The organism is Variovorax sp. V213 (genome assembly GCF_041154455.1).
Taxonomy (GTDB): domain Bacteria; phylum Pseudomonadota; class Gammaproteobacteria; order Burkholderiales; family Burkholderiaceae_C; genus Variovorax.
This window is the reverse complement of sequence record NZ_AP028664.1, coordinates 2,910,735-2,928,637: the sequence shown is the minus strand read 5'-3', so window position 1 is coordinate 2,928,637 and position 17,903 is coordinate 2,910,735. Positions and strand designations below refer to the sequence as shown.

Annotated in this window: 18 protein-coding genes; 11 read left to right on the top strand and 7 right to left on the bottom strand. The window is 63.0% G+C overall.

All coding sequences use genetic code 11. The features are described from left to right. Together ACAM55_RS13985 and ACAM55_RS13980 are read left to right on the top strand one after the other, a co-directional pair. Positions 1-951, top strand: a complete 951-nt coding sequence (locus ACAM55_RS13985) for a 2Fe-2S iron-sulfur cluster-binding protein (RefSeq protein ID WP_369652140.1) — start codon at positions 1-3, stop codon at positions 949-951. A 55-nt stretch (positions 952-1,006) separates the two neighbouring features. Next, entirely contained in the window at positions 1,007-1,579 is a 573-nt protein-coding gene (locus ACAM55_RS13980; protein ID WP_369652139.1) for a helix-turn-helix domain-containing protein, read from the top strand. 41 nt (positions 1,580-1,620) lie between these two features. Here ACAM55_RS13980 and ACAM55_RS13975 read toward each other — a convergent pair whose 3' ends face one another. Genes ACAM55_RS13975 through ACAM55_RS13960 form a run of 4 tightly spaced genes read right to left on the bottom strand, consistent with a single transcriptional unit; the run spans position 1,621 to position 5,178 of the window. Next, positions 1,621-2,310 (bottom strand): 3-oxoacid CoA-transferase subunit B, encoded by a 690-nt coding sequence (locus ACAM55_RS13975; protein WP_369652138.1) that lies wholly within the window; start codon positions 2,308-2,310, stop codon positions 1,621-1,623. Then, entirely contained in the window at positions 2,307-2,969 is a 663-nt protein-coding gene (locus ACAM55_RS13970; RefSeq protein WP_369652137.1) for a CoA transferase subunit A, read from the bottom strand. The genes ACAM55_RS13975 and ACAM55_RS13970 overlap by 4 nt, the downstream gene beginning before the upstream one ends. Continuing rightward, positions 2,966-4,171: an acyl-CoA dehydrogenase family protein gene (locus tag ACAM55_RS13965; RefSeq protein WP_369652136.1), complete on the bottom strand. Its 1,206-nt coding sequence runs from the start codon at positions 4,169-4,171 to the stop codon at positions 2,966-2,968. Before ACAM55_RS13965 ends, ACAM55_RS13970 begins: the two co-directional genes overlap by 4 nt. A 23-nt stretch (positions 4,172-4,194) precedes the next feature. Further along, the gene (locus ACAM55_RS13960; RefSeq protein WP_369652135.1) at positions 4,195-5,178 is read right to left on the bottom strand and encodes a Bug family tripartite tricarboxylate transporter substrate binding protein; all 984 of its coding nucleotides are present in this window, start codon (positions 5,176-5,178) and stop codon (positions 4,195-4,197) included. Positions 5,179-5,544: 366 nt separating this feature from the next. On the opposite strand from ACAM55_RS13960, the gene ACAM55_RS13955 reads away from it, so the two are divergent. The 9 genes from ACAM55_RS13955 to ACAM55_RS13915 all read left to right on the top strand — a co-directional run bounded on the left by ACAM55_RS13955 (position 5,545) and on the right by ACAM55_RS13915 (position 15,189). Next, entirely contained in the window at positions 5,545-6,120 is a 576-nt protein-coding gene (locus ACAM55_RS13955) for a TetR/AcrR family transcriptional regulator (RefSeq protein WP_369652134.1), read from the top strand. A 20-nt stretch (positions 6,121-6,140) separates the two neighbouring features. Then, the gene (locus tag ACAM55_RS13950) at positions 6,141-7,127 is read left to right on the top strand and encodes an MDR family oxidoreductase (protein WP_369652133.1); all 987 of its coding nucleotides are present in this window, start codon (positions 6,141-6,143) and stop codon (positions 7,125-7,127) included. Positions 7,128-7,176: 49 nt separating this feature from the next. Continuing rightward, complete coding sequence (locus ACAM55_RS13945) at positions 7,177-8,781, top strand: thiamine pyrophosphate-dependent enzyme (RefSeq protein WP_369652132.1); 1,605 nt, start codon at positions 7,177-7,179, stop codon at positions 8,779-8,781. Between the two features lie 125 nt (positions 8,782-8,906). Further along, positions 8,907-9,704: an aldolase gene (locus ACAM55_RS13940; protein ID WP_369652131.1), complete on the top strand. Its 798-nt coding sequence runs from the start codon at positions 8,907-8,909 to the stop codon at positions 9,702-9,704. A 135-nt stretch (positions 9,705-9,839) separates the two neighbouring features. Beyond that, positions 9,840-10,859 (top strand): amino acid ABC transporter substrate-binding protein, encoded by a 1,020-nt coding sequence (locus ACAM55_RS13935; protein ID WP_093024114.1) that lies wholly within the window; start codon positions 9,840-9,842, stop codon positions 10,857-10,859. Positions 10,860-10,892: 33 nt separating this feature from the next. Then, positions 10,893-12,065 (top strand): amino acid ABC transporter permease, encoded by a 1,173-nt coding sequence (locus tag ACAM55_RS13930; RefSeq protein ID WP_369652130.1) that lies wholly within the window; start codon positions 10,893-10,895, stop codon positions 12,063-12,065. Positions 12,066-12,067: 2 nt separating this feature from the next. Further along, the gene (locus tag ACAM55_RS13925) at positions 12,068-13,159 is read left to right on the top strand and encodes an amino acid ABC transporter permease (protein WP_369652129.1); all 1,092 of its coding nucleotides are present in this window, start codon (positions 12,068-12,070) and stop codon (positions 13,157-13,159) included. An 18-nt stretch (positions 13,160-13,177) separates the two neighbouring features. Next, a complete protein-coding gene (locus ACAM55_RS13920) occupies positions 13,178-13,918 on the top strand; it encodes an amino acid ABC transporter ATP-binding protein (protein WP_369652128.1) in 741 nt (246 codons plus the stop codon). 65 nt (positions 13,919-13,983) lie between these two features. Then, positions 13,984-15,189: a PLP-dependent aspartate aminotransferase family protein gene (locus tag ACAM55_RS13915; protein ID WP_369652127.1), complete on the top strand. Its 1,206-nt coding sequence runs from the start codon at positions 13,984-13,986 to the stop codon at positions 15,187-15,189. Between the two features lie 89 nt (positions 15,190-15,278). Here ACAM55_RS13915 and ACAM55_RS13910 read toward each other — a convergent pair whose 3' ends face one another. The 3 genes from ACAM55_RS13910 to sugE all read right to left on the bottom strand — a co-directional run bounded on the left by ACAM55_RS13910 (position 15,279) and on the right by sugE (position 17,846). Next, positions 15,279-16,166 (bottom strand): LysR family transcriptional regulator, encoded by an 888-nt coding sequence (locus tag ACAM55_RS13910; RefSeq protein ID WP_369656396.1) that lies wholly within the window; start codon positions 16,164-16,166, stop codon positions 15,279-15,281. A 62-nt stretch (positions 16,167-16,228) separates the two neighbouring features. Beyond that, positions 16,229-17,350: a PLP-dependent aspartate aminotransferase family protein gene (locus tag ACAM55_RS13905; RefSeq protein WP_307641873.1), complete on the bottom strand. Its 1,122-nt coding sequence runs from the start codon at positions 17,348-17,350 to the stop codon at positions 16,229-16,231. Between the two features lie 175 nt (positions 17,351-17,525). Continuing rightward, positions 17,526-17,846 carry a quaternary ammonium compound efflux SMR transporter SugE gene (gene sugE, locus ACAM55_RS13900; RefSeq protein ID WP_369652126.1) on the bottom strand — a complete coding sequence of 107 codons (321 nt, stop codon included), beginning with the start codon at positions 17,844-17,846 and terminating at the stop codon, positions 17,526-17,528. Positions 17,847-17,903: the final 57 nt, after the last annotated feature.

Below are 17,903 nucleotides of genomic sequence, written 5' to 3'. Positions count from 1 at the left end.
ATGCCGAAGGCGATTAAGCATCTCCAAGCTGTCGTCCGGGAAATCGACGAGCCTCGGCCGGGCGTCAAGCGGCTCGTGTTGGCCGACCAGGACGGCTGGCGCCTGCCTGCCTTCAGGCCCGGAGCGCACATCGATCTCCATCTGGCCAATGGGCTCGTACGCACCTATTCGCTCTGCAACGATCCTGCCGACTGCAGGAGATATGTTGTTGCGGTCAAGCGCGAGGAAGCAGGGCGCGGCGGATCCCGCCACATACACGACGAGCTTCATGCCGGCGAAGTCATCGGTGTTTCGGTGCCTCGCAGTGGGTTGGAGTTTTCGCCGGCGGGAATGAATATCTTCGTTGCCGGTGGAATAGGCGTGACGCCGTTCGTTTCGGCGATTCTGGCGTTGGAGCGTGAAGGCAAGACGAACTACGAACTCCATTGGGCAAGCATGGGTCACCCAAGCCTGATCGACATGCTGGAGCCGGCGGTCAAGGGTGGACGTGTCCACCTCTACAACACGCTCGAAGTCAGTCCGCCCGACATCAAATCCCTCTTGGGACCCCTTGGTGAAGATGCGAAGGCGTTTTGCTGCGGACCCACAGGGATGCTCGATGCATTCGAATCCGCTGTCGCCGAGTGGTCCGAAAGCCGCAAGCACGTGGAGCGGTTCACCGCGCCGAAGCTCGTTCCAACTCTGAACGCGCAGCCATACAGCGTAGTGCTGGCGAAAAGCGGTCGGGAGATGGAAGTGCGGCCCGAGGTGGGACTTCTCGCCACATTGGATGCGATGGACGCCGATATCTCCGTGTCGTGCGCAGGCGGCATCTGCGGCGCATGCCGCACACGCTGGACCGAGGGGCCGCCGATCCATCACGACCGGGTATTGAGCGCCGAGGAGCGCGCGCATGAAGTGATCGTCTGCGTTGCGGAGTGCGCAGGGGCCCGGTTGGTACTCGACCTCTAGGCTGTCGGGCGACACACTCGTGCCAGAATCGGGCCCCCCAGCAATTTACAGAGGGTTGCAAGCAGCCGACCCGCCTGCCGCAGACCCGTTCAAAGCCTTGGCACTACACCTCAAGTACCTGCGCGTCCAAAGCGGATTGACGCTGGAGAACCTGGCGCGAGACTCGGGGCTCACGCGCAGCTATCTGTCGAAGATCGAGCGGGGCGTATCGACACCGTCGATCGAGTCGGCGCTCAATATCGCCAAGGCCCTGGGCGTGACGGTGGATAGGCTCTTCGGGCAACAGCCGGAGGAAGACGTCGTTTCGATCGTCCGGGGCAACGGGTCCATCGCGGGAGATCCCACGACGCATCTCTCGCTGGTCGCGGGCCTTCGCGACGACCGCGTGATGCGGGCATTTATCGTGCGGCCGGGAAAAACCCAGAAGCGCGGCCGGATCATGAGCCACCACGAGGGCGAGGAAATCCTCTTTGTTCTGACCGGCCACATCGAGATGCAGATCGGAGCACGCAAGGAGCAACTGGAGCCCGGTGACTGTGTGCAGTTCGACTCCACCATTCCGCACAAGCTCACGGCGCTCACCGATGAACCGGCTTCGGCCCTTGTCGTGATTGCCGCCACCGCATAGGTCCTGCGGCGCGGCTCGCCCCTCAGCCTGAACCTCCGGCATCAGCGGGACGGCGCGAGCATCCCATCCGAAGAGAATCGCCGCAGCGCAGGCGCCGGCGTCAGCGGCGCGCCGGTGAGCTGCTGCACGGATTCAAGCGATGCACCCTCGAAAAGCGCCTGCACGACGAATCCATCGGCGGTGACGTCGATGATCGCGAGGTTCGTGAACACCTTGGCCACGACACCCACGGCCGTGAGCGGCAAGGTGCAACGCTCGACCAGGCGCGGCTGGGCGTCGCGCGTGGTGTGTTCCATCATCACCCAGATCTGCTTTGCGCCCACGGCAAGGTCGATGGCGCCGCCGATGGCCGGCGGCGCGCCGTTCAGGTCGCCCGTGCTCCAGTTGGCCAGGTCGCCGTGCTGGGACACCTGGAACGCACCGAGGATGGCAATGTCGAGGTGGCCTCCGCGCATCATCGAGAACGACAGGCTCGAGTCGAAGAAGGAGCCGCCGCGCGCGAGCGTGACGGGCATCTTCCCGGCATTGATGAGGTCCAGGTCTTCCTCTCCCCCGGCCGGTTTGGGCCCGACATTGAGAATGCCGTTCTCGCTGTGGAGCATGACCGAGGTATCGGAGGGAAGATAGTCCGCCACGCTCGTCGGCGCGCCGATGCCGAGGTTGACGAATCCTTGCTTCGGAAGCTGATGGGCGACTAGGCGCGCGAGTTCCAGTCTGGTGAGAGAGTTCATGCGGGCCTCGAGAGAAAGACGCGGTCGACGAAGATGCAGGGGGTGATGATGCCTTCAGGGTCGAGCTCGCCGGGCTCCAGGAGTTCGTCCACCTCGACCGCAACCACTTCACCGGCGGTGGCCATCACCACCGAGTGGTTTCGTGCCGTCTTGTTGTAGTTCAGGTTGCCGAGCACGTCGGCCTGCCGGCCCTTGAGCAGCGAGAACTGTGCACGCAAGGGCTTTTCCAGAAGGAACTCGCGGCCATCGACCACTACCTTCTGCTTGCCGTTCTCGAACACGGTGCCCACGCCCGTGGGAGTGAGGAACCCGCCAAGGCCTGCGCCGCCGGCCCGGATGCGCTCGACCAGCGTGCCCTGTGGGACCAGTTCGAGCTCGACCTCGCCGGCCCGGTATTGGTCGGCGAACACGTCCGCGCTTCGCGGGTAGGAGCAGATGATCTTCCGGACGATGCGCGCGCCGAACCACATCGAAAGATCCTGGCCGCCGGAGCCTGCGTTGTTGGAGATGACGGTGAGTTCGCGCACCCCCAGCTCCAGCACCGCCTCGATCATTCCGCGCGGAACACCCGCGCCGCCGAAGCCGCCGACCATCACCGTGTCTCCGTCGCGCAATCCGCTGACTGCGGCGTTCGCATCCTTGACGATCACATTTCTCATCGATCGGATTCCTTTTGCGCGGGCGAGGGCCCGTAGTCTTTGGCCAGGCCCTTGGCGATGCGGTCGAGCAGCATCTGGCTGGTGCCGTCGCCGAACGCCGCCAGCCGTGTTTCGCTCGACAGCATGGCAAGGCGGTGATCGGCGCTCGCGCCGGTGGCGCCCATGGCACGCTGGCACTGGTCGAGTGCCCAGACGGCCACGTCGACGGCGAACTTCTTTGCCTGGGCGGCCAGCGTCAGTGCGGCCTTTCCTGTCTGCACGGCAATCGCTGCGCGCAGCACGAGTGCATTGGCCGCCTCCAGGCGCAGGGAGACCTCCGCGAGCTCCCATCCGAGTCCCTGATGCCTGAGCAGGGGCTTGCCGAAGGCCTGCCTTGAATCCGCATAGCCGACCGTCTCTGCCAAGGCGGCCCTGGCCGAGGCGATGCACATTGCCGCGACATGAACGCGTGCGGCATTGACCGATGACATGGAAGACCTGAACGCCTGCCCCGGCGGGTCGAAGAGACACCAGGCGGGCACGAAATGCTCCTGGAAAATCAGCGAGGCCAGCCGGAAGGACCGAACGCCCGGCATGACGGGTTCTTCACGGCGCAGCGTCGGCCCGTCGACCAGAGGCACCAGAAAAGACGCGATGTCGCCGGCTGCTTCCGCGCCGGTGGGGTCGTCGACTCTTGCAAGCAGGTTGGCGCACTGGATGATCGAACCGTTGGTGATCCACGACTTCGTGCCGCTGATCAGCCATCCGCCGTCCACACGCCGAGCCCTTGTTTTCAGCGCGGCCAGGTCGCTACCGCCGTCGGGCTCCGACATGGCTGGGGCGCACAGCGTTCGCCCGCCCAGCATGGCGCCGAGGAACTCGGCACGCTGCCTCTCGGAGCCGAAGCGCGCCACGCGAGTCACGGAGCCCTGCAGATTGTTGATGGCGAAGGCGGCGGCAAAGCCATGCTCCGCCATCGTCTGGGCCACGCGGATCTTGCAGAGGAACGAGGCATCGTGGCCGCCGAATTCCCTTGGCGCTTGAAGCCCCAGGAAGCCTTCCTTCGCCCACCTGTCGATCCATGAAGCATCGTAGGCGCGACCCTGCGTGTGCGACTCCAGCAGGTGGGCGCTGAATTCGCCGCGGCAGAAGTCGCCGGCGGCCTCGACCAGCGATCGTTCCGCCGCGGACAGTCTCTCGTCGTAGAGGTCGTAGAAGTTCATCGGTTCGAATACTCGGCAGTCGTTCAGCGGGCCAGGGGCGTCGTCAATGTTTTCGCCCAATCGTTCCAGAACACGATCTCCTTGGCCACCTGTTTGGTGTACAGATCGGGTGTCGACACCTTCACCGGAACCGCGCCGAGCGTCTCCAGTTGCGCCAGGAACTCGGGGCTCGTCACCACCTTGTCGAGCGCCGCCGCAATCTTCTGGACGACAGGACCCGGCGTGCCGGCAGGCGCTGCAACGCCGAACCAGGGCGAAAGATCGATCGGCTTGCTGCCGGCTTCCTGGAGCGTCGGGAGGTCCGGGAACGCGGGCGAGCGCTCCGGCGCGGCGACTGCCAAGGCTTTGATCTTGCCGGCGCGGATGTGCTGGGCGACTGTCGCCTCGGTGAAAAAGCCGACCTGCACCACGCCGGCCATGAGGTCGGTGATGGGCTGTGCGCCGCCCTTGTAGTTCACGAACGTGAGTTGCGTGCCGTTGCGTGCATCGAACAGCGTTCCGCCGATGTGCGATGTCGCGCCGAAGGTGCCGCCGAAATTCAGCTTGCCGGGGTTCGCCTTGGCATAGGCGATGAGCTCCTTGATGCTGTTGACCGGCACCTCGGGATTCACGACGACAAGGTTGCGCTGCTTGGCGACGTTCCTGACGTAGGTGAAGTCCTTGAGCTGGTCATAGGAAAGCGTCGGGTTCAGGGCTTGGCCGCGCGTCTGCGACGACTCCACAGCGACGAGCAGGGTGTAGCCGTCCGGCTTCGACTTGGCCACGGCGTCGGCGCCGACGACGCCGCCGGCGCCCGCGCGGTTGTCAATGATGATCGTGCCATTGAGCTCCTTGCCCAGGGCCTGCGCAATCACGCGGCCAATGATGTCCGTGGGTCCCCCTGGCGGGAAACCCGCCACGAGCTTGATCGGCTTTGACGGATACGGCTCGTCGGCCAGCGCGGGGGTGGTGGCCAGGCAGGCAAGGGCGGCGGCGGCAAGCCAATTCTTGAGGGAGTGGGGCTTCATGAGGCTTCCTTCCGCAGAAGTGAGGAGGTGGTCTAAGTATTGATCGTAAGACACATTGTGTCAATTAGGACTCGTATCGGGGTTAAGAGAGCAAAACTCAGGCCTGCAAGCAAATCTGGAAAAATCTATCGATTCCACCTGTTGACGGTGAGTGAAGTGGAGAATTGCTCAATGAAAGTGCATGCGTGGCCACAAGTTGGTGCGACCTCTGTCAATGCGCGCACGTTTCGGAGAAAGCAGTGTGTGATCTCTAAACGATCGGTCTAGAATTGCCGCATGACAGAAAAAACCAAAACGGCCGTGGCGCGCGGCGGGCGGCCTTCGCCGGCGTATGCGGCAACGCGTGATGTACTGATCCGATGCGGGATGGAGTTGCTCACCGAGCAGGGCTTCAGTTCGACGGGCCTGGATGCCGTGCTGAAGCGGGCGACCGTGCCCAAGGGCTCGTTCTATCACTACTTCGCGAACAAGGACGCGTTCGGAGCGGCCGTGATGGAGGCGTACGACGACTACTTCAAGCGCAAGCTCGACCGGTGGCTGCTGAACCAGGAACGTGCACCGCTCGATCGGCTTGCCGACTTCATTGCCGATGCATCGCGAGGCATGCGCAAGCACCGCTTCACCCGGGGATGCCTTGTCGGCAACCTGAGCCAGGAACTGGGGGCACTGCCTGTGGATTTTCGCGAACGCCTCGACGCCATCCTTGTCGGCTGGCAGGAGCGGGTGGCTTCCTGCCTGCGCGAGGCTCAGTCCGCAGGAACCATCGCGGCGACGCTGGATGTCGAGCAGCTCGCCGAGTTCTTCTGGATCGCCTGGGAGGGTGCGGTGCTCCGAGCCAGGCTGGTGCAGTCGGACCGGCCCCTGGTCACCTTCATCGAGGCATATCTGTCCAGCCTGGGTGCGCGCGCCCAGGCCTCGGCCCGCCACGCGGCGGATCACTGATTTTTTATTGGAGCGAAATTATGTTCAAAGGCATCGTCGTGGAAAAAGACGCGGAAGGCTACCGCGCCTCGCTGGCCGAGATCGATGAAAACCGCCTGCCCCCAGGCGACGTCACGGTCCGCGTCGAATACAGCACGCTGAACTACAAGGACGGCCTGGCCATCACCGGAAAGGGGCCCGTAGTCCGGAGCTTTCCCATGGTGCCGGGCATCGACTTTGCGGGCGTGGTGGAGCAGAGCGACCATCCCGGATTCAAGCCGGGCGACACGGTGGTGCTCAACGGCTGGGGCGTTGGCGAAGCGCACTGGGGCGGGCTTGCACAGCGGGCGCGCGTGAAGGGCGACTGGTTGATTCCGCTTCCGAAGCGTTTCAGCACCAGGGATGCCATGGCCATCGGGACCGCAGGGTACACCGCCATGCTGTGCGTGATGGCCTTGGAGCGGCACGGGCTCAAGGCAAGCGATGGGCCGGTGCTCGTGACGGGTGCGAACGGCGGCGTGGGAAGCGTTGCGATCGCGCTGCTGGCCAAGCTCGGGTACACGGTCACTGCGTCCACGGGGCGGCCGGGCGAATCTGACTATCTTCGGCGGCTCGGGGCCAGCGACGTGATCGATCGCAAGGGGTTGAGCGAACCGGGCAAGCCGCTGCAGAAGGAGCGCTGGATCGCCGCCGTGGATTCGGTTGGCAGCCACACGCTGGCCAACGTATGCGCACAGCTTCGATACAACGGCGTGGTCGCTGCGTGCGGCCTGGCCCAGGGGCTCGACCTGCCTGCGTCGGTTGCGCCATTCATCCTGCGCGGTGTGAGCCTCGTCGGCATCGACAGCGTGATGCGGCCAAAGGCAGACCGTGTCGCGGCCTGGGAGCGGCTGGCGCGCGATCTGCACGGACCATTCCTGGAAGAGATTGCGACCGAGATCGCGCTGCCGCAAGCGATTGATGCAGCCGGGAGGCTCATGCGGGGCGAGATCCGGGGTCGCGTGGTCGTCGACGTGAACGCGTCTTGAAAAAAGGACGTTCATGACATACAGAGTTGCCGAGGCCATCGTCGACAGCATGGTCGCGCACGGCGCGGACCGCGCATTCAGCGTTCCCGGCGAGAGCTTCCTTGCGCTCCTGGATGCGCTTCACGCGCGGCGCGATTTCGATCTGGTGACATGCCGCCACGAAGGCTCCGCGGCCTTGGCCGCGATCGCGGACGCCAAGCTAACGGGCCGCACTGGCATCGTCATGGCAAGCAGAGGGCCTGGGGCATTCAATGCCGCGATCGGCGTCCACGTGGCGGCCGAAGAAGCGGTTCCGCTGATCCTCTTGATAGGCCAGGTCGAAACGCAGAACCTGGGCCGCGGCGCCGTTCAGGAGATCGATTCCGCCAAAGCATTCTCCGGCTTGCTGAAATGGTCAGGGCGCATCGACAAGGCGGCATGCGCCGCCGAAGTGATGGCCCGCGCCTTTGCCACAGCTGCCTCGGGAACGCCAGGACCGGTCGCGGTCGAGTTGCCCGAAGACGTCCTGACCGAACTGGTCGAGCGACAGCCCGCGCGGGTTCATGGCGTGGCACTCGCAGAGGCGACCCTGGAGAATGCGGCGCGCGTGCACGATCTGCTTTCCAAGGCCAGCCGGCCGATCCTGATCGTCGGCGGTGAGTGCCGGACCGATGATTTCCGCGAGGATCTCCAGGCGCTCGTCGACCGGTGGAACATTCCCGTTGCCGTCACAAACAAGAACCAGGACCAGTTCTCCAACACAGACCCTCGCTGGGTGGGCCAACTGAGCTTCTTCACCTCGCCCGCGCACACGGCGCTCTTCAGCGAAGCCGACTTGATCGTTGCCATCGGCAGCCGCATGGGCGACGTGTCGTCCCTGGGGTTCGCCTTTCCACGGCAAGGCACCAATTCGCAGAAGTTCGTTCACGTGTATCCCGATCCCTACATGATCGGGCGTCACTTCGCCGCGGAACTGCCGATCGTCTCGACGGCGCATGGCTTCGTGCGTGCCGCATTGCGCCATGGCGGCTCCGGCGCGGCGTCGAGCCAGTGGCTCGAGCGGGTGCGCGCGGCGGCCGATCGTGCGCACGGATGGCAACCACAGAATGTGGTGGCGAACGACGTCCTGGGCCACACGATCATGGCGATCGCACGGCTGGCCCAGAACGATGCGGTCTTGACGACCGATTCAGGCAACTTTGCAGCCTGGGTTCACCGCATCTTCAAGATGACGCCGGCGAACCGGCTGCTCGGCTCGGCTTGCGGAGCCATGGGAACAGGGGTCCCGGCCGGTATAGCGGCTGCCTTGCGCCATCCGGGGCGAGAAGTTCTCGCCTTCGTCGGCGACGGCGGATTTCTCATGAACGGCAACGAACTGATCACTGCCGTCGACCGAGGGTTGAACCTGCGCGTGGTGGTGTCGAACAACGGGTCATACGCCACCATCCGCACCCACCAGCAGCGGCACTTTCCCCATCGCATCAGCGGCACCGACCTGGTCAATCCCGGCTTCGCAAAACTTGCAGAGGCATTCGGCGCCCGTGGGTTCAGGATCGAGCACGCCAGGGATGCCGCAGGCATTGTCGAGCAAGCCATGAGCGTCGAGGGACCGGTGCTGATCGAAGTCTGCAGTGATCCGGACATGTCGGTAGAGCGCTCCCTCAAGTGGGAGTGAGCGCAGGTCCATTCATTCGCGACGCCGTCGCGCACAGCTCATAGCTGCTATGAGCTGTGCTGCATGGTTTCTTGTGCGGAAGCCCAGGATACTTTGTGTCATTACAAGACATGGAGACACACCACATGGCTGAAGACTTGCGGTCCAAGGACTACTTCGACGATCGTGCCACCCGGGACATGGCCAGGCATCTGGTGTCCCCCCGCCGGACCATGAAGGAGACCCTGGCCTCCGCTTGCCGGATTCTTGCCATGACGGGGCAGGAGGCGGGTCTCGCCGGCCAGATCAGTGCGAGGTCCGAGCGGGCAGGCGCGTACTGGACGCTCCGGTTCGGGCTCGGCTTCGACGAAGCCACGCCGGACGACTTCATCGAAGTCGACAGCGACCTGAACACGCTCACGGGCAGCGGCATGCCGAACCCCGCGACGCGCTTCCATCTGTGGGTGTACGAGGCGCGCCCCGACGTGCAGTCCATCGTCCATACGCATTCCCCCTGGGCGTCCGCGCTCGCTGCAGCCAGGCAACCGCTGGTCATCGCCCAGATGGACATGACGCCCCTGCATGACGATTGCGCATTCCTCGCCGAGTGGCCGGGGGTGCCCATTGCGGATGATGAAGGCGTCATCATCTCGCGGGCGCTCGGAGCGAAGCGAGCCATCATCCTGGCGAACCACGGCTACCTGACGGCCGGAAGGACGACACAGGAAGCCACCTATCTGTCTGTTTATCTCGAGCGTGCCGCACGGATGCAGCTGCGGGCCCAAGCCGCATTCGGCCCGTTGACGCCGGTGGACGACACGCTGGCCCGCGAGGCGCACGACTATCTGCTGAAGCCTTCGATCGTGAACAGCACCTTCGACTATTGGTGCCGGCAGGCCGGAGCAGGCGCGGCGCCGCCGCTCGACGGCCGGCCTCGTCCCTAGAGCGCCGCCCGACTTCTGCGTCTCGCATCCGGCGGGCATGCATCCGGCATGTACGTCCCGGACCGCGTTCGCCCGCCTGCATTCCATGCCCAGCGCTCGGCGCTGAAAAACTCCGTTTCCCACAGAAAGATTGCCATGAAACTCGTTCGCCTTGCGGCCGCCGCCTTGATGGGCCTTTGTCTCTCCGGCATGGGCCATGCCGGCCAAACATTCGACACGGTGAAGAAGCGCGGCTTCGTGCAGTGCGGTGTCTCGACGAACCTCCCCGGATTCGCATTCACCGACAGCAAGGGGGAGTGGCAGGGCATCGACGTGGACACCTGCCGTGCGATTGCCGCCGCGATGTTCGGCAATGCGACGAAGTTCAAGGTCATCCCGCTCACCACGCAAGCACGCTTCACTGCGCTGCAGTCCGGCGAGGTCGACGTCCTGACGCGCAACACCACCCAGACGATGTCGCGCGACACCACCCTGGGCCTCATTGGCGTTGGCGTGAACTTCTATGACAGCCAGGGCATCATGGTGACCAAGGATGCCAACGTCAGCAGTGCGAAGAATCTGGCGGGCGCCACCATCTGCGTCCTGCCGGGAACCACCACCGAACTGAACCTCACCGACTGGTTTCGCGGCCTCAAGCAGAGCTTCAAGCCGGTGCTGCTGGACACCGTCGACGAGATCAAGCGCGCATTCGCGGCGGGCCGCTGCGATGGCATCACGATGGACAAGTCGCAGCTGGCGCTGGCGCGTATCGCTTTCGGAAACACGGACAAGTATGTGATCTTGCCGGAGCCCCTGTCCAAGGAGCCGCTCGGACCGATGGTGCGCCAAGGCGACGAAGCTTGGTTCAACGTCGTGCGCTGGTCGCTCAATGCGCTTCTGGAGGCGGAGGAATACAACCTGACGTCCAAGAATGTCGACGAGATCGCAAAGGGCAGCATCCCGCCCAACATCCAGCGGATCCTCGGTACCTCGCCCGGCATGGGCAAGGGGCTCGGGCTTGACGACAAGTGGGCCTACAACATCATCAAGCAGGTTGGCAACTACGGTGAGATGTTCGACCGCAGCCTGGGCGCAGGGAGTCCGATGAAGCTCGATCGCGGCCTGAATGCCTTGTACACGAAGGGCGGGCTGATGTACGGGTGGCCCATTCGCTAGCCCACGCTCGAGCGACAGGCACTCGACCTCCCCATGAGTTCACACCATCGCGCTCCGCTCAAGTTCAGCTGGAACAACCCGGAGTTCAGGGCACTTGCCTATCAGTTCGTCGTCGTTGGGCTGGCCGCCCTCTTGGCGTACTACCTCGTCTCCAACACCTTGCACAACCTCGCGACGCGCAACATCGCGACTGGTTTCGCATTTCTGGAAAGAGAAGCGGGTTTCGCCATCGGCGAGTCGCTGATCGAGTATTCCCCATCGGACACCTACGCCCGCGCCATTCTCGTGGGACTCGCCAACACGCTGCGGGTCTCCGCCGTCGCATTGGTGTTGGCTACGATGCTCGGCGTCATTGTCGGGATCGCGAGGTTGTCGAGCAATTGGCTCGTCGCGCGGCTGGCAAGTGCATACGTGGAACTGATCCGCAATGTGCCGCTTCTGCTGCAACTGTTGATCTGGTATGCCGTCATCGGTGAACTGCTGCCGGGTCCGAAGGCGGCCTTTCATCCGCTTCCGGGCACCTACCTGTCGAACCGCGGCATGCTGATGCCATCGGTGGATGGACCGGCCGTTGCGGGAATGCTTTGGGGATTGGTGCTCGCCGTAGTCACCATCGTGGCAGTTGGCCGATGGCAGCGCTCCAGCCGGCGCCGGACCGGCGCCCAATCGAGACTTTGGCCTTTCGCGCTGATGCTCTTGCTGTTCATGCCGGTGGCCGGCTGGCTGGTCGGAGGCCGCGAATTTCATCTCAGCACTCCTCACCGGAGCGGATTCAACTTCGAGGGAGGCTGGGCGCTCTCTCCCGAGCTGTTCGCATTGCTGGTCGGCCTCGTCACCTACACGGCCGGGTTCATTGCAGAGATCGTCCGCGCCGGCGTCCAATCGGTTAGCCACGGCCAATGGGAGGCGGCACAGACGCTCGGGCTTCCGAGGTCCCGGGTGCTCCGGCTCGTCATCTTGCCCCAGGCGCTCCGCGTGATCGTTCCCCCGACGACCAGTCAGTACCTGAACCTGGTCAAGAACAGCTCGCTCGCTGTCGCAATCGGCTACCCCGACCTGGTTTCCGTCGTCAACACGGTGTTGAACCAGACCGGCCAGGCGATCGAGGGCGTCCTGATCATCATGGCCGCCTTCATGACTGTGAGCCTCACAGTTTCGCTGTTGATGAACTGGTACAACAAGCGCATTGCGCTGGTGGAAAGATAAGCATGATCACCACCACCCAGACGGACCGGCCCGTCCTGCTGGCGCCATCCAGAGTCCGGGCCAAGCTCGTGACCAGGCTGCGCCAAAGCCTTTTCCAGTCTCCGGCGAGTGCGGTCTTGACCATCCTGACGATCTGGCTCTTGCTGATGCTGGCACCCCCTTTGTTGCAGTGGCTGTTGGTCAAGGCCAGCTTCCAAGCCCCCGACGCCCAGGCCTGCAGGGAGGCGGGTGGGGCTTGCTGGGCTTTCATCCGGGAGAAATATCGGCTGATTCTCTTCGGCACCTATCCGCATGCTGAGCAATGGCGGCCATTGCTCGCGACGGTGCTGCTCGTCGCGTCGATCGTCTGGACGGCCACGCGCCGGCTGGCCGGACTCCAGATTGTCGGGCTGTGGGTGTTCACCATCCTAGCCGTGGCGACCTTGATGTGGGGCGGCTTCCTCGGTCTGGCCTTCGTCGAGAACACGCGCTGGGGCGGCTTGCCCCTGACACTGATCCTGTCGACATTTGGAATCGCGTTTGCCTTTCCCATCGGCATCCTGCTCGCCCTGGGGCGTCGCTCCCGGATGCCGGCCATCAAGGCAATGTGCGTTGCATACATCGAGCTGATACGCGGCGTGCCCTTGATCAGTCTGCTGTTCATGTCGTCGGTGATGCTGCCCCTGTTCTTGCCAGAGGGCTTCAGCATCGACAAGCTGTTGAGGGCACAGCTGGCGATCATCTTCTTTGCGGCGGCCTACGTTGCGGAAATTGTCCGCGGCGGACTCCAGGCCATCCCCAAGGGCCAATACGAGGGCGCCGAGTCCATCGGACTGAGTTACTGGCAGCAGACGCGCAAGATTGTCCTGCCCCAGGCCCTCAAGGTCGTGATTCCGCCGCTGGTGAGCACCTTCATCGCGCTGTTCAAAGACACATCGCTGGTCGTCATCATCGGAATCTTCGACCTCACGCAAGCAGCGAAGGCGGCTCTTGCGGATCCCGCATGGACAGGCTTCGGCGTGGAGGCCTACTTGTTCATCGGCCTAATCTACTTCGTCTTCTGCTATTCCATATCGAGGTACAGCCGATCTCTCGAGTTGGATCTGAAGCGCTAGCGTCCAAAGGGAACATCAATGAGCGAAGTCATCGTCAGTCTGCAGAAGGTCAACAAATGGTATGGGGACTTTCATGTCCTGCAAAACATCGATCTGAACGTGCAGCGGGGGGAGCGGATCGTGATCTGCGGGCCGTCCGGGTCAGGCAAGTCCACGATGATCCGCTGCATCAACCGGCTCGAGGAGCATCAGTCGGGGCTCATCAAGGTGGATGGCGTTGAACTGATCCACGACCTGAAGCGCATCGAGGCCATCAGGAAGGAAGTCGGCATGGTGTTCCAGCACTTCAACCTGTTTCCTCACCTCACCGTGCTGGAGAACCTCACGCTGGGACCGACCTGGGTCCTGAAGAAACCGCTGGCCGAAGCGCAAGCGATCGCAATGAAATACCTGGAGCGGGTTCGCATACCCGACCAGGCGCACAAGTACCCGGGCCAATTGTCCGGAGGACAGCAGCAGCGTGTCGCGATCGCGAGGTCGCTGTGCATGTCGCCCAAGGTCATGCTGTTCGACGAGCCCACTTCGGCGCTCGACCCGGAAATGGTCAAGGAAGTGCTCGACGTGATGGTGAGCCTGGCCGAGGAGACGAAGATGACCATGCTCTGCGTGACGCACGAGATGGGCTTCGCCCGCAAGGTGGCAGACAGGGTGATCTTCATGGACAGAGGGGAGATCGTCGAAGAGAACGTTCCAGAGCTTTTCTTCGGCAACCCGCAGACTGATCGTGCCCGCCAATTCCTGAACCAGATCGTCCACTAGGCGCTGCCGCCGCCGGGGACGCCGGCTTGTTTTTATCGACAGATTCAAAAATGAAAGAGTCAAGCATGAAAGAGGATTCGCAAGGCCTGGGATTCCAGACACGCGCGCTGCACCATGGCCACGACAGATCCGATCCCTATGGAGCCGTTTCTCCACCGATCTACATGACGTCCACCTTCGCCTTCGACAGCACGGCGGAGGCGGCAGCAGTGTTCTCTGGAGAAAGCGACCGGTACGTCTACGGCCGGCAGCACAATCCGACGCAGCATCTCCTGGAGACGAGGCTCGCAGAGCTCGAAGGGGCCGAGGCCGCGCTGGCCACCGGCTCGGGCATGGGAGCCATCTGCTCCACCTTGCTCACGCTCCTGTCGGCCGGAGACGAGTTGATCGTGCACCACACGATGTATTCGACGGCGACTTCGTTCGTCGACGAGGGCTTGCCGCGCTTCGGGGTGAAGGTCACGAAGGTCGACCTCACCAAGCCCGAGAAGCTGAAAGAAGCATTGTCCGATCGCACGCGGCTCGTGTACTTCGAAACGCCTGTGAACCCCACGGCTCAGCTGTTGAACATTCGCGAGCTTGCAAAAGTGGCGCACAGCCGTCCCGGCGTCCGGGTGCTTGTCGATTCGACATTCGGTTCACCCGCGCTGCAGCGGCCGATCGAGCACGGTGCCGACCTCGTCGTCCACTCCATGACGAAATACATCAACGGGCACGGCGATCTGCTCGCGGGGGTCGTGCTTGGAGATCTGCCCACGATCAAGCGGATCAGGTCGGCGGGCCTCAAGTACATGACCGGCGCGACGCTATCGCCCATGCTGTGCTTCCTGGTCCTGCGCGGACTGAAGACGTTGACGTTGCGGATGCGGCAGCACAGCGAGAGCGCGTTGAAGGTTGCTCGCATGCTGGACGCCCATCCGGCGGTGAAGCTCGTGAGATATGCCTACCTCGAAGGCAGCCCCGATCGTCCACTCGGCCTCTCGCAGATGAGTGCGGGTGGTGGAATGTTGTCCTTTGAGCTTCACGCCGGGGGCAATGGTGCAATTGTCATGATCGATCGGTTGAAGCTCATATCCAGGGCCATCAGCCTGGGCGACACCGAAACCCTGATCACCCATCCTGGCACCCTGATCCTGGCGCGCCAGAAGGTCGAGCCTGCCGCGCGTCTCAGTGTCGGCGTGACGATGGATCTCATCCGGTTGTCTGTCGGGCTGGAAGATGTGGATGACATCCTCGCTGACCTTCGGCAGGCACTGGACGCGTTGCAGTAGCGAGAGGCGCGGCATCGTCCAAGGCGAACATTGCGGCGCTGGGAAGACTGATTCTGGCTCCGCTCACACCCGTGCCCGGACCTGAAAGATCAGGTCGAGCGTTGCAGTTGCTCGGCGACCTGCAAGACGCAAGCGAGGAGATCAGAGGTCAACGGTGCCATTGTCTTGCCCGTGTTGGAGATGGCCACCACTCGGCGGCGCAGCGCAGGGCGCTCGATGGAGACCTTGCGAAGCCCGTAGTCGGCAAGCAGCCTGTCGGGGATGCGCGACGGCAAGATGCAATGGCCGACCCCGGAGGAAACGAGCTTGAGCATGGCGTCTATGGTCTCTGCTTCGGCAACATAGGTAGCCTGCAACCCGGCGCTGTGGATCATCCGCCTCAGAGCGTAGTGCGCGGGAAAGCCGACCAGGCGTAGGCTGAGGGTCGCCAGGTCCTGTGGCGATTCCAAGGGGCTGCTGTCGAGGACGACCAGCGCCATTTCGTCTTCGAACAGCGGCTTCGATGCCAAGTTTCCGCCATCCACCGCGGAGTCGTAGACGAAACCCAGGTCCGCCTTGCCGTTCTCGACCAGAGCGACGACTTCGGGCGAGCTGCGGCTCAGCAGCGAGAGATTCACATCCGGGTGCGTGCTGACAAAGAGCGAGAACACTTCAGCGACAAAGTAGTAGCTGAGCGTATGGACCGTCGCCAGGCGGACCGTGCCATGCGTAACCCCTTGCCGGCGCACGCTTTCGACCGCGCGATCGATCTCTCTGAAGGCCGGCGCCAAGGCGCTGTGGAGTTTTGTGCCGGCTTCGGTCAACTCGACGCCGCGACCCGTCCGGACAAACAGTGGCTGGCCCAGGTTCGATTCGAGTGCGCCCAATTGCTTGCTCAATCCGGACTGTGTCTGGTCGAGCTTGTCGGCAGCCTTCGAGAGCGAGCCCAGTTCCGCGATGCATAGGAAATACCGCAGCGGGCGGTCAAGTGTTTCGATCGCCATGGTATTTCTTGGTTGGGTCGCTGTGTACGTGGTCGAAGTACGTGCGAAGTTGGCTGTTACGGTGCAGCGGAACGTATTGCCGAGTCGAGGTCGCTCCAGAGATCGTCGGCATCCTCAATGCCGACACTGAGCCGCAGAAGCGAAGGTGGAAGGTGGCCCTGTCCGGGGATCGCAGCTCTTCTTTCCATCGTTGATTCCACTGCGCCAAGACTGGTGGCATGGCGGATGAGTCTGACATTTCGGCAGACACTATCAGCAAAGTCAGCCCCGCCATGCATATCGAACGAAATGATCGTTCCAAAGCCCTTGAGCACGCGTTTGGCAACAGCATGCGTCGAATGTGAAGGCAGGCCTGGATACCGGACACGGGTGATCAGCGGATGTCCCTCAAGCCGCTCCGAAAGCAGCATGGCTGTTTGCTGGGCCCGCTGTAAGCGAAGCGCGAGAGTTCTGGCGCCGCGGACCGCAAGGAATGCTTCAAGCGTTCCTGGTGTCGCGCCAGTCAACTCGCGGGACTTCCTGAGGGCGTGCCACAGCGCATCGTCTTTTGTCGTGGCGACCCCTGCCAGCAAGTCGGAGTGGCCGCCAATGAACTTGGTTGCCGACTGCAGAGACACTGTCGCGCCGAAGTCGAGCGGTTGCTGATTCAAGGGCGTGGCGAAGGTGTTGTCCACTGCCACGATCGCGCCGGGCTTGCGCGGAGCTGCGCAGATGGCCTCCAGATCCGCGACGGCCAGCAGGGGATTGGAAGGTGATTCAAGCCAAATCAGGTCAGCGACACCGCAGGCTTGAATCCAACCAGCTGTATCGTCCACCGCCACGCGCTGCACGGACCAACGCCCTCTTTCAGCGCCCGCTGCCGCTAGGCCTGCAACACCTTGATAGCAATCATCTGGGAGCACGACATTGGCGCCAGCCGCAAGCTGATCGAACACCGAGGCAATGGCGGCCATACCAGAGGCGAACGCTACGGCCTTGCCTGACTCAAGCCCACCGATGACATCTTCGAGTGCTTCCCAAGTCGCGGTACCGTCATCACGCGAGTACTCGCGCCCCCTGCCGATGATGAAGTTCGATGCTGGGATCAGCGGCACGTTCAACGGGGCGCCCGGCTCAGAGGCACGGCCTGCCGTGACGAGCCACGATTCCGGCTTGATTGCAGAAGTGTGCTTTTCCATTCTCAGTACCTCCAAAAAACTGTGGTGCGGAACTATTGATGCGAGTTCTGAGAATCCCATGGCCAATGCCTGGTTGCCATCAATCTGTCTACCAACGTGCCGTGCGGTGCACGGCGTTGAGGATGCAGGCACGCAACGCGCTGTATTCGGAAGCTCGCACTTGCGGCCGAGCAAACTACGCCGAGCTTGCCAGTTTGAGGCCGACGATACCGGCAACTATGAGCCCCAGACTGACCAACCGACCGGGTGCTGCAGATTCCCCGAACAGGACAATGCCGAGGATTGCGGTGCCGACCGCCCCGACTCCGACCCAGACGGCGTATGAGGTGCCAACGGGTAGGGACTTCATGGCGATTCCCAGCAACACGACGCTGATGACCATGGAAGTGATCGTGAAGATGCATGGCCACAGCTTGGTGAATCCATCCGTGTACTTCAGGCCGATGGCCCAGCCCACTTCAAGAAGACCGGCAACAAGCAGAAGCATCCAGGCCATACGATTCTCCGTTCGGCGATCCAGATGCCGCATCCGATCGACTCCGTCGCTGTTCAT

Coding starts and splice junctions, on each gene's coding strand:
- ACAM55_RS13985 (WP_369652140.1), top strand. CDS start 1: ATGCCGAAGGCGATTAAGCATCTCCAAGCTGTCGTCCGGGAAATCGAC.
- ACAM55_RS13975 (WP_369652138.1), bottom strand. CDS start 2,310: ATGAACTCTCTCACCAGACTGGAACTCGCGCGCCTAGTCGCCCATCAG.
- ACAM55_RS13970 (WP_369652137.1), bottom strand. CDS start 2,969: ATGAGAAATGTGATCGTCAAGGATGCGAACGCCGCAGTCAGCGGATTG.
- ACAM55_RS13965 (WP_369652136.1), bottom strand. CDS start 4,171: ATGAACTTCTACGACCTCTACGACGAGAGACTGTCCGCGGCGGAACGA.
- ACAM55_RS13960 (WP_369652135.1), bottom strand. CDS start 5,178: ATGAAGCCCCACTCCCTCAAGAATTGGCTTGCCGCCGCCGCCCTTGCC.
- ACAM55_RS13955 (WP_369652134.1), top strand. CDS start 5,545: ATGGAGTTGCTCACCGAGCAGGGCTTCAGTTCGACGGGCCTGGATGCC.
- ACAM55_RS13950 (WP_369652133.1), top strand. CDS start 6,141: ATGTTCAAAGGCATCGTCGTGGAAAAAGACGCGGAAGGCTACCGCGCC.
- ACAM55_RS13945 (WP_369652132.1), top strand. CDS start 7,177: ATGGTCGCGCACGGCGCGGACCGCGCATTCAGCGTTCCCGGCGAGAGC.
- ACAM55_RS13940 (WP_369652131.1), top strand. CDS start 8,907: ATGGCTGAAGACTTGCGGTCCAAGGACTACTTCGACGATCGTGCCACC.
- ACAM55_RS13935 (WP_093024114.1), top strand. CDS start 9,840: ATGAAACTCGTTCGCCTTGCGGCCGCCGCCTTGATGGGCCTTTGTCTC.
- ACAM55_RS13930 (WP_369652130.1), top strand. CDS start 10,893: ATGAGTTCACACCATCGCGCTCCGCTCAAGTTCAGCTGGAACAACCCG.
- ACAM55_RS13925 (WP_369652129.1), top strand. CDS start 12,068: ATGATCACCACCACCCAGACGGACCGGCCCGTCCTGCTGGCGCCATCC.
- ACAM55_RS13920 (WP_369652128.1), top strand. CDS start 13,178: ATGAGCGAAGTCATCGTCAGTCTGCAGAAGGTCAACAAATGGTATGGG.
- ACAM55_RS13915 (WP_369652127.1), top strand. CDS start 13,984: ATGAAAGAGGATTCGCAAGGCCTGGGATTCCAGACACGCGCGCTGCAC.
- ACAM55_RS13905 (WP_307641873.1), bottom strand. CDS start 17,350: ATGGAAAAGCACACTTCTGCAATCAAGCCGGAATCGTGGCTCGTCACG.
- sugE (WP_369652126.1), bottom strand. CDS start 17,846: ATGGCCTGGATGCTTCTGCTTGTTGCCGGTCTTCTTGAAGTGGGCTGG.